Below are 14,322 nucleotides of genomic sequence, written 5' to 3'. Positions count from 1 at the left end.
ATAAATACCTTTATTTTGGAAGAATGACTTTAGCCTCTGTTTTCATCCATTTATCCCACCAGGTAAAATATAAACCAAAATTACTTTTAAACTGTGTATGATGAAGATGATGATGGGACGAACCTATAAAGTATTTTAACAGGAATTTATGGTTGTATATTTCTGTTCCACTATGGTTGATAACCGCTGAAATTGTCATTAGCATGAGCACAATTAGCAATACCGAATAATGAAATGGTATGAAAAAGATGATCATTGTAAAAAACATTGATTGGAGAATAGCTTCTAATGGATGAAATGAAAAAGAGGTAAAGACAGTTGAATGAATACTTTGATGGTGAACTTTATGTACTTTTTTGTAAACAGCAGGAAGGTGCATCCATCGATGAAGCCAATAGTAGTATGTTTCGTATAACAATAATAGAACAAATGTGCTTAAAAAATAATACCATAATGGATAGGTTAGGAATTCATTATACACTTTGGTTAACCCTTGCTGATAGGCCCAAAAGGAGAATCCAGCATAAACGGAGAATACTATCGAGGAAATAAATGACCATTTTATTTCTTTTAAGATTTGCGTTCGCTTCTGTCTGTAGATATTGTGTGTATTTTTATTAACAACTTTTAGTATATAGTTATACAAATACGCTACAGTAATATATCTTATAAAGATGATCGTTAATAGCGTTGCCATGAATGCTGCTACTAACCATGGATTCTGCCAGAATGTTTTTGATAAGAAGTAGAACATATAATTGATTGTTCCAAAACTTAAGCCGGCTTTAGACTGAATGTTTAAAAATGATAAGTCAGTCTACTTTTATTATCATGGATGTGAAAGAGTTAATGTAGGGAGTGGAGCTAATCTTTAGGTGATTTGGATCAGGTTACCCAGCCGCTGGCGGTACAATTATTTCCAGCGCGAATGGTAAAAGCATTGCCTGAACTTCGTTTACTTTTCCGATGTATTCACCATCAATTTGGAAATATACTTTTCTCGCTGACCGTAGCGTTAGCTTGGTGGTTTGAAAAATTTCCGTTTTGTTGGAATCATACGGATTGTGAGAGAAGATCATTTTAAAGAGTTCGCCCAAAGATATTTTTTTGACTATGACTACTTCAAAAAGGTCATCGTCTAACTTTCCTAATGGGTTTATCAATGCACCCGATCCGTATCGTGTAGCATTTGCAACTACAATCATATGTGCTTTCCGCTTAATTACCTTATTATCTAAGGCTATTTCTACTTTAATCATTGGGTTGATGCGCAGTACCTTTAATGAAGCGCGTATGTAACCCCACATGCCACGACCAGGAAGTGTTTCAAATTTCTTTACAGCATGGGCATTAAGACCTATATCGCTCAGGTGAATACATATTTGATTATTGATTTTAAGTAGATGAATCTTTTTCAGAACACCAGTAACAAGTAGGTTCAATGCCTTTTCGTAATCTTCTGGAATATCAAGTTCCTTAGCTAATCCATTGGCTGAACCGGCTGGTATTATTCCTAAGGGAACTTTTGTATTTACCAAACACTCCGCTATCAATTTTATGGTGCCATCACCACCTACGGCAACAACAGTGTCCGGTAAAAAAGAGACTATTTGTTCAATTACAGTTTGTCTGCTAAAGTCACCATGCAATTGGTATATTTTAACAGTATGATTTAAATTGTTAAAATAGTTAGATATGATAGCCGGCCAATCCTGTCTATTGGTGCCTGAACCAGGATTGATGATGAAAAGAAATTTAAGATCACTCCCCGGATTCATTAAGAACGCCATTAGCTATTTAAAAGTAAGATGGCTGACCACTATATGCAAATAAAGTACCATAAGAATTTACTAAAACCGCCTTCATGTTTTGTAGATTGCAGATAATTATGGCTGCTGTATTGGATTATTACAACGTGCATGTTAAAGTATACCACGGTTATGGGTATAAAGATAGTCTCATAGTATATGGGCACGTATTGGCAGGTAAACCAACTTGGCGCACTAAATACACCAATAATGTACTGTTAAACATTATCAGTTTAATTAAATTGTTTCTTTTTAGGCCGATCCCAAAGGTAAATGTAATGTTAATCTGGGAAGATCAAAGGATCTTCGCTACTACGCAACAGGATGGTTCTTTTAAATTCGAATGGGCTTCCATTAATACTATTTTGCCTGGCTGGCATCCAGTAACAGTTCATGTTTTGAATCAGCAGCAAAAACCAACTGCATTTGGCGAAGGAAAGATTTTTGTGCCTCATGTGACCCAGTACGGATTCATTTCAGATATTGATGATACCGTTCTTGTTTCTCACTCAGCCACAACAGGTAGACGATTGCGCGTTTTATTTACACGTAATCCAAGGAGCAGGAAAACATTTTCTGATGTGGTGAAGTATTATCAATTGCTATCTGATGCACATACTGAACCTTCCGTACCGAACCCTTTTTTTTATGTTTCCAGTAGCGAATGGAATCTATATGATTACCTCAATGAGTTTTTTAAGCACAACGGCCTGCCTAAAGGTGCATTTATGCTAAACGAAATAAAACAGTGGTATCAACTATTTAAAACAGGAAAAACCAAACATCAGGGTAAATTAATTAAAGTAGCAAGAATATTGCAGGTTTTCCCTAAACAACGTTTTGTTTTACTTGGAGATAATTCTCAAAGCGATCCGGCAATATATGCCGCAGTCGCCAATAAATATCCCGATAGAATCGTAGCCATTTATCTTAGAAACATTAGCCGTAAAAAGGAGTTGTCGACAAAAGAATTAATGCTTTCCCTTGAAAACAAAGATATATATACCTGTATTTTTAAACATACAGATGAGGCTATTGCACATTCCAAGTCAATTGGATTAATCATTTAATGATACAGGTCATTAGTTTGAATGTAGTACGTGCTGCAGGTTAAACATGGTGTATGAAGAGTAAACTAACCAAGCAGAGAATTTCTTTCCATATTTAAAGATCGAAGGATCTATTACGAGTATCTTTTGAGATGATAATAATGGTTTCACATTTGTGCTTCACTGTGCATACTAAATTATCGACTATGCTTTACCAAGTAAAAAATATAATCAATCCCCTTTTTAAGGATGAATCGACCCAGTCCGCTACAAACCTTTATGCTTTACTTGGTACAAACAGGATTGCAGTATCATCAGAAGTGAAAAAATAGTATTCAAACTCAATTTTATACTCGTAACTAGTGTAATAAAAATAATGTCAGAAATTCTTCATTTTAAAAATAATCTAAACCAATAGGCAGGTATGAACTGAATAAATGACAACTTACTAACTATTTTCATTGATTTTGTTCTCTAACTTCTCTTCATCTATACTTGCGGGCAGAAAAAATAATAGGATAGGAATGGCAAAGCAGACGTAAGAAATATATATACTGACGAATGATAGTGGTATAGAAAGTAAGTAGGCAAAACTACTTATGTAGCTTTGCCTCTTACCAATGACAGAAACCTTGAAGATTTTATTATTTATTTCAGCTGTTTTACCTGAATGGATTAAATCATTTTTTAAGGTGTATCCTCGCATGTAGGACAAGGATGCTGTTGTTAAAAGCATAACGGAGCCATACAACGCTGTTGAAATCGGGAGAAATGGATTGGCGCCAAGTATTCCAGTGACTATCGGAATAAGCGTAATCCAAAATAGAAAGAATAAATTTAGTCGTACTAAAAAGTTATCTGTTTTTTCCAGCAAGTGGAACAAGTGGTGATGGCTAGTCCATAAAATTCCAATCATTACAAAGCTAAAAATGTACGCCACAAAATGCTGAATAAGTTTTTTAAGATGATTTCGAATATCATTTACTTCCTGATTGGCATCAAAATCCGGAAGTTTCAATTCCAGAATCATGATCGTAATCATGATAGCCATTATGCCGTCACTAAATGTTTCTGCGCGTGTAGTACTTGTTTGCATATTAATAAGACTAAAAAAACCGAACTTCAAAAGCGATTAACTTCTGAAATTCGGTAAACATCTACTTGTTATAGTAAACTTATGCTGCCTCGAGTTAAGCTCCATAACCAATCTTTGATTTGGAGGAAATATGCTGACATTTTGTTGTGTGATATAGTGTCAGCCTCTATGAAGTCAGTTTGTATATTAATTGTTTGGCTTGGCTTTGAAAGGAGTAGAAGAGAATTTCCCTTTGTCATCAACCCACACCTTTGTCATTTTGCCATTATCGTCTTTTAGTTCCATATAATAGCCTTTTCTATTATCATCTGAGACTTCCCAGTATCCGCTAACGTTTTGTGATTTATAGTTACTGTTATCGAATGAAGTTCTGATATTCGCAGGAACCTGATCGTTCCACGCTTTCTTTCTCATGCTTTCGATATAGTTACCTTCCTTATCGTAACGGCTCATGTATTCTTCATTGTTAATCGAATAGTTGGTATAGAATCCGTCATTACTTTCAAACCAATTTAATTGTTGATTAGAAATACCTGAATTACGATTGCTCAAATCCTTTTGAAGGCGATCACTCATGGATTTGTCAGACATGGGTCGTGACGAACTTTGACTTTGTGGTGTTTGAGCATACGCAGTGTTTACTAGTAATGCACTCACTAAAAGAAAACTGAAAGAATAAAATAGCTTTTTCATATTTGTTTGTTTTTAGTCTTCCATTGAAAATTGATGCCAGCTTTATATCCTCTTATTCAATCTGTATTAACATGATTAGTATTCTGCAGGGGTTCTTTTACCTCATGCTGTGGATATAAAACCCATCATTTGATAACATAATACAAATATGATGACATTTCCAGTAAATTCTTTTCAGCATGTGGTGTTCAGAAGTCATGCTATTTAAGTTATAAAATATTATTTCTTGGAAGTGTCGCACATACAGATTTATTGTGGCGCAGATTTAGCTTAATGCTTTTGTGACAGCGATTGTTAAAAGTGTTCTGATGATTTGTGCGATGACGAAATAAGATATACATCATCGAATGCTAAAGCAAGTAGTTAAGAACTTAAAAGAAAATGCATGGAGGTATATTCAATTTTTGGGGCTGACAAAATTCCCTTTAGTCAAATAGAGCGCTTGCAAAATAGCGCTCCAGAAATTATTATTTGGGCTGTGCCCGTTATATTTGCTTTTGTTCTTTTAGAAGTATTTGTTTCTTACAAGCAGAATAGAAAGTACTACGATAAAGTGGAGTCCCTAGGTTCACTAGGGCTAGGTATTGGTAATATCCTTATAAGTACATGGATAAAAGTGGTTCTATTCTATATGGCAGTATGGATTTATAATCTGGTGCCTTGGCGTATGGAATTGAACTGGTGGACATTTCTTCCCTGTTATATTCTTTTTGACTTTTGTAGTTATTGGGCACATCGCATATCGCATAAGCAACGGTTCTGGTGGGCCACGCATGTGGCGCATCACTCGGGTGAGCACTATAACTTATCAGTTACTTTCAGACTCAGCTGGGTACAGTACCTTAAGATTATATTCCTTTTCCCTGTTCCTTTAATGGGCTTTCATCCCATTATCTTTTTTATTACAAATCAGATTGCTATCCTGTTTCAATTTTGGGTACATACAGAATATATTCGAACACTTCCTAAACTTTTTGAATACATCTTTGCAACACCATCAAACCACAGAGTGCATCATGGATCACAAGAGAAGTACATTGATAAGAACTTTGGAGCCACATTTATTTTTTGGGATAGAATGTTCGGGACCTATCAAAAAGAAGAGGAGCAGGTTATATATGGACTTACAGAAAATATTGAGCATAAAGGCAATCCCTTTTATATCAACTTTCATGAATACATTGCGATGGTAAGTGATGTTAAAAAAGCTAAAAACTGGAAAATTCGATTATTCTATATTTTTGGCAATCCTTCAAAAATTGCGAAGTATAAGGAATCATTAAATTCTCATATTATACTGAAAAGAAAGGAGCGAAGTTCATCGTGGAAGCCTGTTGTCAGACAGTTGGAATAGTAACGGAAAATTCGGTTCCTTCTCCAATCTTGCTTGTCATATGTATTTTTCCGTCTAATAAGTCAACAGCTTTTTTTACTATTGATAATCCTAAACCTGTGCCTTTAATGACCATTACATTAGTTGCTCTATAGAATGGTTCAAATACATTCTTAACATCATCTGGTGGAATACCAATGCCTCCATCTTTAACAGTAACATTCAACCCCTTATCATCCTGTAATATGCTTACATATACAAATTCTTTTTCAGGCGAGAATTTAATGGCATTGGTTAAGAGATTAATAAATATATTTCTCAGTAATTTAGGATCTGTCTTGATTACTGGCTCCAGTAAATCAAATGTTAAATTTACAGTATGCGTTTCATTATTACTTCGCGCCACCTCTTCCTTTAATGTTTCAAAAAATTCACTAATAACAATCGGTGTTTTAGCAATTTGAATTTTGTTTCCTTCTGCTCGACTTATAGTAAGTACATCTTCTAGCAAATTTGTCATATGTTCTACCTGTCTTAAGACTACATTAATTTTAGTCCCCACCTCATCGTCAGTTAATCTTGTTTTGTAATTCTGGATATAATTAGCAGCTAGTTGAATGGTTGCCAATGGTGTTCTGAACTCATGCGAAACGGTAGAAGCAAATTGTGACTTTAGTGCAGCAAGTTCTTTTTCCTTTTCGAGTAACTTATTTAATTCCTGGGTCCGTTCAAAAACCTTTTTCTCCAAGGAATGTCGATAATCAGTTAACTCGGTTATATCTTGTCCAACAGCGATTAATCCCACAATTTTACCCTTTGTGTTTTTACGTGGTGTTGCACTGAGCAGTAAAATATCATGCTTACCCTTTCTGTTGATGATTTCAAATTCTTTTAAATCTATGGTGTTTCCATTCAGAACATGTTGAATATATTTCTCTACAATTGCCTGGCGTGCAGAGCCAACTACGAAATCAGTTATTTTTTTTCCAATTAGTTCATGGTTGGTATATCCGGTTACGACTGTGGCCTGTTTATTCCATTCATTCACCAAACCATTTTCATCGACACCTATAATTACAGCATTGGCATTTTCTATTAAATTGGATAATTCCAGTGCTATGGAAATAATTTCAATTTGATATTCTTTTTGTACAGTGATGTCAGTTTCTACCGCTACAAATTTGTGGATTTTGTTGTATTCATTAAATACTGGATTTATATTCATCTTTAGCCAGAATTTTTTACCACTTTTAGTGTAATTCAGTACTTCTTCTGTGCATGACTCCCCACGACTAATTGCTATATTGATTCTAGCTAATGCTTCACGGTCAGTTTCTAATCCTTGAAGAAAGCGAGGTGTTTTTCCAATCACCTCCTGCAGTGTATATCCGGTTTTTTTAACAAAAGCTTCGTTAACCCATTCAATGTTTTCACTAGCATCGGTTATGATAACCAGGTTTTCTGTTTTACTGGCCACGAGCGAAAGCTTTTCAACTTCTTGTAGGGCTACCATACGCTCATCAATGTCTTGCATTGCTCCGATCATACGTGTTGGTGTTTCATTCTCGTAAACAATATAAGCCCGGTCATAGGTGTACTTATACGATCCATTAGAACAACGGTAACGATAGATTGCACTCCAGTTTAGTTTATGTGCCCGGATAGCCTCATTAATACCATCTAAAACTTCTTGTTTATCAAGAGGATGAAGTTTATCAATCCATACTTGCTTTAAAATATTGTTTTCATCGTGTCCATAAATAGTATATAATCCATGATTCCATTCTATTAAATCTGTTTGAATATCCCAATCCCAAATCGCATCATTGGTCGCCTTACTGAGAATGTCATATTTTCTGCTCATAGCCTGAATAGCATGTTCAAGCATTTTAATTTTTTGATCTTTATCCTCAATTAAAGCTTCCGAATTGTTAGCTGTGTTTTTCATCTCAAATACTGGACACTATTATTTAAATTTTACTAAGCTCAGATTAAATCTTTAAGTTTTTGGGCAGTAAGCGGTTTGGACAAGAAATCACTTACAACATGAAATGTTTTTGCTTTTTCGATATCCTCCACATCTATAGATGAGGTAAGTACAAATATCTTCGATTTTTCATGTACTGAATGAGGAAGTTTTTGAAACGCTTCTAAAAATTCCCAGCCGTCCATAATTGGCATATTTATATCTAAAAAAATTACAGATGGCAGATTTTCGGGAGATGAGTGACACCATTGCTCAAGCTGTTTCAATGCAAATTGGGCGTTGACATAGTTGTACACATTAAAATTAAAATTCATTTTAATGACTTTTGTATTAATCATATTAGTGATGGCATCATCGTCAATGAGCATTATAACTTTATTTCCTGTTTGAGTTTCCATAATTTCTATTCAAGCCTAAAAGCTACTTATCACTACTTAATATATTATTATACTTTCCTACTACTCATTTAACATTCAGAATTCATTTGTGATTAAAGAGTATGGTTCGCAATTTCCGTGTTGTTGTCATGTTTTGGGATATAAATATGAAATGTTGTTCCTTTATTTAATTCACTATCAATTTCAACACGTCCACCAAGTGACTCGGCATGTGTTTTTATTAAATTGAGTCCTATTCCTTTTCCAGGAACATTTCCGGTATGAAATCGCTTATACAAACCAAATAACTTATTTCCGTTTTTGACAAGATCAATACCCTCACCATTATCTTTTACGGATAAGCAAATAAATTTTTCATCTTGAGTACTTCGCACCTCAATAAGGGGCGGCACATCTGTTTTTCTGTACTTAATGGAATTTGAAATAAGATTATACATAATGCTGTAGACATAACTCTTAATACTCCATATATTGGGGGCAGCCGAAAAATCCGTAATTATAGTCGCTTGATTCTCTGATATGGTCTCCTCTAATACTTGTCTGATAAGATTAACTTTTGTCTCAAAGAAAATTTGTTCCATCTTTTCCTTAGTAGATTTGCGTGCAGAAACAATAGTATTAATATCTTTTACAACTTCATCGAGTTGAGCAGCTTCTTCATTTAATTTGGTTAGTAAGAATTTATTTTCCTCGGATTCACTTTCCATTATGCTTACTAGTCCCATAATTTTTGCAATAGGAGCCCTTAGATTATGCGATACGATATACGAGAATTGCTGTAGGTCTTTATTCCTATTCTGAAGGCTATCAATAAGTGCCAGTCTTTCAAGTTCAACTTTTTTCTGATCAGTAATATCTTGCTCAATCGCCATAAATCCTGTAAGCTTATGTTGACTATTGTGTATAGGTCTAACTTCAATATCTAACCAATACTCGCGCCCAGACTTACTGTAATTCAAAATCTCGACACGAAATCCCTGACTGTTTTTAATACAATCACCCATGTACTTACTTGTAGCTTTATCCGTATTGGGTCCTTGTAGTAAATGACCTGGCTTTTGGCCCATTACTTCTATTAAGGTATACTCTGTAATTCGTTCAAAGCCTTTATTAACCCAGGTTATTCGGCCTTCGATGTCTGTAACAATTACAGCGTTTACGGTAAGACTGGCTACATCCGAAAGTTTTTTGTTTTCTTCCTCTATCTTTTTTTGTTCAGTAATATCTGTAATCATAGCAAGCGCACCTTCATAAGATCCATCTTCTCCAAATAAGGGATTAGCAGATATATTCGTCCATATTTCTTTGCCTGTTTTTGAGATGTATTTAAAATGACCTTGCCCAGACTTACCATTTTTTCGCTCTTGCATAAGATTAGCTGCAATTTCCTTACCTTCATCATCCATAAATGCATAAATCTCTTCGCCAATCATTTCCTCGGGTGTATATCCAAACAATTCACACATTTTACCGTTTACAAATGTGGTCTTATCTAATCGATCAACTACCCAAATGCCCTCCTGTGCCGTCTCTACAATCTGTCTATAGCGTTTTTGAGCTTCTTCAATTTTCCTCCGTGCCACTACTTGTTCTGTTACATCAACCCCGAAATAGAATAATCCAGCTACGTTACCATCTATATCTCGATAGGGCTGTTGAAACACATTTTGGTACATGGAGGTAAAGTTACCATTACCGTCACGGTCAATTTTATATTCAATCTCATTGGCCTGAAAGGGCTGGCCACTGTCATAAATACTATCAAGTAATTTAACTAAGTCATGCCCCTCTAACTCTGGAAAGACTTCACGGAAAGGTTTACCAATGATATTTTTCTTCCCTGACAATTCAAGGTATATCGGGTTAGCAAGTTCAAAGACATAATCTTTGCCCTTCGTTATACACATACTCACAGGGGCATTCATAAACAAATCCGATAGTCGTTTACGTTCTGCTACAATAAGTTTTTCTGCATTCTTTAATTTGGTAACGTCCCTTGCCACTCCATACCTAATTCTTTCGTTTTCATCCCAGCGAGCTGACCATGCTATCGTGACCAGCGATCCGTCTTTACGAACATATCGATTTTCGAAATTGGTAAGGGCATTGCCTGCCATAACATGTTGAGCTGAGTGTTCTGTTTTGCTGAGATCTTCTGGATAAACAAAGTTAAAAATCTTTTTACCGAGCAATTCATCAGGAGCATATCCTAAAATCATTTCACTTGCAGCACTCACCTGTAAGAAGCAGCCGTCTTCGTCAACCGCACAAATCATATCGAGTGACGAATCCATTACTTTTTTCAATTCATCAAGCGCTTTTTGAAGTGAGGAAGTGGTTGTTGCAATTTTTTCTTCTGCTACAATTCTTTCGGTTATATCCCTAATAATCATGGATGTTCTTTCGTTGCCATAGGCATCGACAAATAGCGATGAGGTTATTTCTCCTGGGAACTTGCTGCCATCTTTACGCTGAAAGGTGACCTCACCACGTGCATTGCCTGTAAGCTGACGTTGTTCGATTAACGGCATAAGACGTGGGTCAGAAAGATCAACTAGTCCAAATCTTCCTGATTCGCAGATTTCCTGCTCTGTCATGTTGAACATAGCACAAGCTGCTGGATTGGCTGCTAAAATCTTTCCGTCTGTTATGGTAAGCATCATGCCGTCCATACTATTCTCAAAAAAGGAGCGGTACTTTGCTTCACTTTCTTTAATTTTTGTTTCTGCCTCTTCTTGCTCTTTTTTTATTTGATATTTTTGCAATGCGTTCGTTACTGCATTGGGTAGGCGTTGCATGCGATCCTTTAAAATGTAATCATCTGCACCTGCGTGCATGGCTTCTACAGCAAACTCTTCAGAGACAGTGCCTGTAATTAATACAAATGGAATTTTTGATTTCGTTGTCCGTAATATTTCTAGAGCCTCTATGGAATTAAAAGAGGGGAGACTATGATCGCTTAAAACAACCTCCGGCTCAAAAGTTTCTAATGCATCAATATACTCTATACGGGTTGAAACAAGTTTTAACTCAAATGCTATATCTGCTTTTTTTAAGATGTACGCAACTTGATCTGCATCGGAAGGTTGATCTTCCAGGTGTAGTATTTTTATTGGGTTGCTACGCAGAATAGGGACAAGCGCACTTTTCATTGGGGAGGTTGATTTAGCATAACCCAGTACATACCAGAGTGGGTAATTGCCTCCATAAAGCCAGTGAAATCTACTGGTTTTACGATGTAGCTATTGACTCCCAATGCATAGCATTTCTCTATGTCAGGATTCTCTTTAGAAGAGGTAAGTACCACTACGGGTATGGTTTTGGTTAATTCATTTGATTTTATTTGTTGCAACACTTCTATGCCATCTACTTTAGGCATTTTTAAGTCCAATAGAATAACTTTGGGTTTTTCGTTTGTATTTCTTCCATCAAACTCTCCAGTTCCAAAAAGAAAATGTAACGCCTGCTCACCATCCTTTAAATGAATAACACCATTTGTTATTCTATTTTTTTTTAATGCACGAATGGTCATTTCGGCATCATGCTCGTTATCTTCTATGAGTAGAATTTCAACAATCGAATTTTTCATACATACATATTAATTGTTATTCGATTTCTGCGATCCCAGAAATCTCGTTGTTTCCACCGTATATCCTATCGAATCACTTGTTTGTACAGTAGCCGAATTAGATTGCTCCAGCGGTAAAGTGAAATAAAATGCGGCTCCAGCACCTACTTTAGCCTCAGCGCGTATTGTACCGCCATGTTTTTGAATGATTCTATAGACAATGGCTAATCCAACACCAGTGCCTTCAAATTCACTGTCAAGATGAAGACGTTGAAAAACGCCAAACAATTTGTTCACATACTTCATATCGAAGCCTACACCATTATCGCTCACACAAAATATAAAGTCATTTTCATCTTGGGTGAAGCTTATTTTAACTATCGGTTCGGTACATTTAGATGAATACTTAATTGCATTTGATACTAAGTTGGTGAGTACATGTCTCATTAATGACTGATCGGCCATTACCTCAGGTAATGCCTCGATGGTAACTTTTGCTTGGTGTGTTAGCGATTCTGAAACTTCAGCTAATGCTGCCTCAGCTATCTGATTCATATTGATCATTCGCTTGTGTACTTCTTTTCGCCCCAAACGTGAAAAAGTAAGTAAGTCATCAATTAAGGTCCCCATACGCTTGGCATTGCTTCGGATGTTTCTAAGCAATCTGTTTGCTTCTTCATCCAGGCGGGTACTATAATCTTCAGCCAACATTTCCGCATAACCACCTACTGCACGTAAAGGTGAGCGTAAATCATGCGAGACTGAATAAGAGAATGACTTTAACTGCTGATTCACTATTTCCAATTCTTGCTTTTGGGCCAAAAGTTTTTCTTCGTCAGCGTTACGTTGGGTAATGTCTGTAATGAATTGTACTGTGTAGTACTCTCCGCCAGAATGGTAATGATTGGCGCTTATCTCTGCAGCAAATTCTTCACCATCGTTTCTGATTGCTTTAAATTTATTTGGAATCGCTGATAAATCATTTGGTGTTTCACTTACTGTGGTTTGTTTAATTAATTGGTTGATATTGCATCTGGTTAATGTATTCGCCTTAAAGCCGAAAAGTACTTCTGCGAATGGATTAACCATAACGATCTCTCCATTTTGTTTTGTTAAAATAATACCCTGTGTACCATGCGAAAAAATTCCAGCCATTAACGTTTTTTCATTGGCTGTTTTTAGTTCGCGCTTAATGTAACGCAGCACAAAATACCCCATAAACCCCAGACCTATTAAGGCATACGATCTTGTTATTAAAATTGTAAGTAGCTCGGCTTCATCTTCAATTCTGAAAAACGAAATGCTTACAAATATTAAGGACAATATCACCGATATGATGATGTCACGTTTTTTCTCTGACATTAGCGCCACAAGCACACCTACAATGTATCCCCAAGAAAGGAATACACCTTCAGGGCTCACCATTTCTAGTATTCCTGTACTTAGGATAACAATTAGACTAACCCAGCTTAAGACTCCGAAAGAAAAGTTCTCTTTATTCCTCATTACTAATAAAATTGCGTTCAGCTTGTTTGGTAAAACCTCCCACGATCTCTGTTATCTTTTCAAACTCATTTGATTTATCTAAAAAATAGTCTGCTCCGTTTGCGAGGCATGTATTGCGATATTGCAGGTGGGTAATGTTAGTAAGCATGATAATCTTCATGTTTAGGTATTTCTTACGCAGCATAATTAACAAGTTAATCCCGTTTAGATCTGGAAGATCAGCTTCCAGATTGATGTCCAGAATGACTACCTGTGGCTGCGCATGATCAATCAAACTAAGCGCTGAGGTAATATTATTTGCATTACCAACAAAATTTATATGATCTATCTGAGCAAGGATAGTTTGTAGACGCTCTGCAATGATTGGTGAATCATCAACGGTTACGACTTTTAATATTCTCATCAGGTATTGATTATATTTTATGCTTGCAAGTTGATCAAGAACAGGCCATTTTTCTGTAGGAGGTATTAGACAATGTTTGTCACTTTTATTACTACATAATTCTTGGGATTTACCTTTCAATAGCGTTTGTTGAAGGTTAGTACAATAGACTTAGATGAAAAGCGAGAAGAGCAGGCATGCCCAATTGCACTCTTTCTAACATGGCTGCTAGATTAAACAAACAATATCTGGTATTTGGTGGCGGTACTATGGCTGATAAAACAATGTTAGGTAGGACTGTTCATTTATTTTTGGATTGCCTGTCTTCTGTATTTTAAAACTTTTGCTACTCCTAAAAGACCTCCAATCAAAACAATTATCCACTCACCTTGAATAGGAACAGCATTTTGATCTGGGGCTTTATTAGGATTGCCAGGCTGTGCAAAAAGACTAGTGCATGAAATGACAAGAACAATGGTTAAGAATGTGGGGGTATTCATAA

The 14,322-nt window shown here is 36.0% G+C and carries 13 protein-coding genes; 2 read left to right on the top strand and 11 right to left on the bottom strand.

The window, feature by feature from the left end; translation table 11 throughout:
• Nucleotides 1-10 precede the first annotated feature (10 nt).
• Together SanaruYs_RS03555 and SanaruYs_RS03550 are read right to left on the bottom strand one after the other, a co-directional pair.
• Nucleotides 11-754 (bottom strand): sterol desaturase family protein, encoded by a 744-nt coding sequence (locus SanaruYs_RS03555; RefSeq protein ID WP_127121117.1) that lies wholly within the window; start codon nt 752-754, stop codon nt 11-13.
• A gap of 136 nt (nt 755-890) precedes the next feature.
• A complete protein-coding gene (locus tag SanaruYs_RS03550) occupies nt 891-1,790 on the bottom strand; it encodes a diacylglycerol/lipid kinase family protein (protein ID WP_246011827.1) in 900 nt (299 codons plus the stop codon).
• 74 nt (nt 1,791-1,864) lie between these two features.
• On the opposite strand from SanaruYs_RS03550, the gene SanaruYs_RS03545 reads away from it, so the two are divergent.
• On the top strand, nt 1,865-2,878 hold the full coding sequence (locus SanaruYs_RS03545; protein WP_246011826.1) for an App1 family protein phosphatidate phosphatase: 1,014 nt from the start codon (nt 1,865-1,867) through the stop codon (nt 2,876-2,878).
• A 427-nt stretch (nt 2,879-3,305) separates the two neighbouring features.
• On the opposite strand, the gene SanaruYs_RS03540 is transcribed toward SanaruYs_RS03545, so the two are convergent.
• Both SanaruYs_RS03540 and SanaruYs_RS03535 read right to left on the bottom strand, forming a co-directional pair.
• Nucleotides 3,306-3,953, bottom strand: coding sequence for a TMEM175 family protein (locus SanaruYs_RS03540; RefSeq protein ID WP_127121116.1), 648 nt, complete (start codon nt 3,951-3,953; stop codon nt 3,306-3,308).
• A 186-nt stretch (nt 3,954-4,139) separates the two neighbouring features.
• A complete protein-coding gene (locus SanaruYs_RS03535; protein WP_127121115.1) occupies nt 4,140-4,646 on the bottom strand; it encodes a hypothetical protein in 507 nt (168 codons plus the stop codon).
• A gap of 385 nt (nt 4,647-5,031) precedes the next feature.
• Between SanaruYs_RS03535 and SanaruYs_RS03530 the strand changes: the two genes are divergently transcribed.
• The gene (locus SanaruYs_RS03530; protein ID WP_127121114.1) at nt 5,032-6,000 is read left to right on the top strand and encodes a sterol desaturase family protein; all 969 of its coding nucleotides are present in this window, start codon (nt 5,032-5,034) and stop codon (nt 5,998-6,000) included.
• Here SanaruYs_RS03530 and SanaruYs_RS03525 read toward each other — a convergent pair.
• The 7 genes from SanaruYs_RS03525 to SanaruYs_RS03495 form a co-directional block, all read right to left on the bottom strand.
• Nucleotides 5,984-7,927, bottom strand: a complete 1,944-nt coding sequence (locus SanaruYs_RS03525) for a PAS domain-containing sensor histidine kinase (RefSeq protein ID WP_127121113.1) — start codon at nt 7,925-7,927, stop codon at nt 5,984-5,986. The two genes, SanaruYs_RS03530 and SanaruYs_RS03525, sit on opposite strands and share 17 nt — an antisense overlap.
• 38 nt (nt 7,928-7,965) lie before the next feature.
• The gene (locus SanaruYs_RS03520) at nt 7,966-8,364 is read right to left on the bottom strand and encodes a response regulator (RefSeq protein ID WP_127121112.1); all 399 of its coding nucleotides are present in this window, start codon (nt 8,362-8,364) and stop codon (nt 7,966-7,968) included.
• Nucleotides 8,365-8,456: 92 nt separating this feature from the next.
• Nucleotides 8,457-11,516 (bottom strand): PAS domain S-box protein, encoded by a 3,060-nt coding sequence (locus tag SanaruYs_RS03515; RefSeq protein ID WP_127121111.1) that lies wholly within the window; start codon nt 11,514-11,516, stop codon nt 8,457-8,459.
• A complete protein-coding gene (locus SanaruYs_RS03510) occupies nt 11,513-11,953 on the bottom strand; it encodes a response regulator (protein ID WP_127121110.1) in 441 nt (146 codons plus the stop codon). Before SanaruYs_RS03510 ends, SanaruYs_RS03515 begins: the two co-directional genes overlap by 4 nt.
• Before the next feature lie 9 nt (nt 11,954-11,962).
• Nucleotides 11,963-13,438: a PAS domain-containing sensor histidine kinase gene (locus SanaruYs_RS03505; protein ID WP_127121109.1), complete on the bottom strand. Its 1,476-nt coding sequence runs from the start codon at nt 13,436-13,438 to the stop codon at nt 11,963-11,965.
• Nucleotides 13,428-13,841, bottom strand: coding sequence for a response regulator (locus SanaruYs_RS03500; RefSeq protein WP_127121108.1), 414 nt, complete (start codon nt 13,839-13,841; stop codon nt 13,428-13,430). The genes SanaruYs_RS03505 and SanaruYs_RS03500 overlap by 11 nt, the downstream gene beginning before the upstream one ends.
• Before the next feature lie 284 nt (nt 13,842-14,125).
• On the bottom strand, nt 14,126-14,320 hold the full coding sequence (locus SanaruYs_RS03495; RefSeq protein WP_127121107.1) for a hypothetical protein: 195 nt from the start codon (nt 14,318-14,320) through the stop codon (nt 14,126-14,128).
• Nucleotides 14,321-14,322 lie beyond the last annotated feature (2 nt).

The sequence above is a fragment of the Chryseotalea sanaruensis genome (assembly GCF_003990915.1).
GTDB classification, from domain to species: Bacteria; Bacteroidota; Bacteroidia; order Cytophagales; family Cyclobacteriaceae; genus Chryseotalea; species Chryseotalea sanaruensis.
Note: the sequence above shows the minus strand (reverse complement) of the source record. Positions and strands in the feature narration are given on the sequence as shown.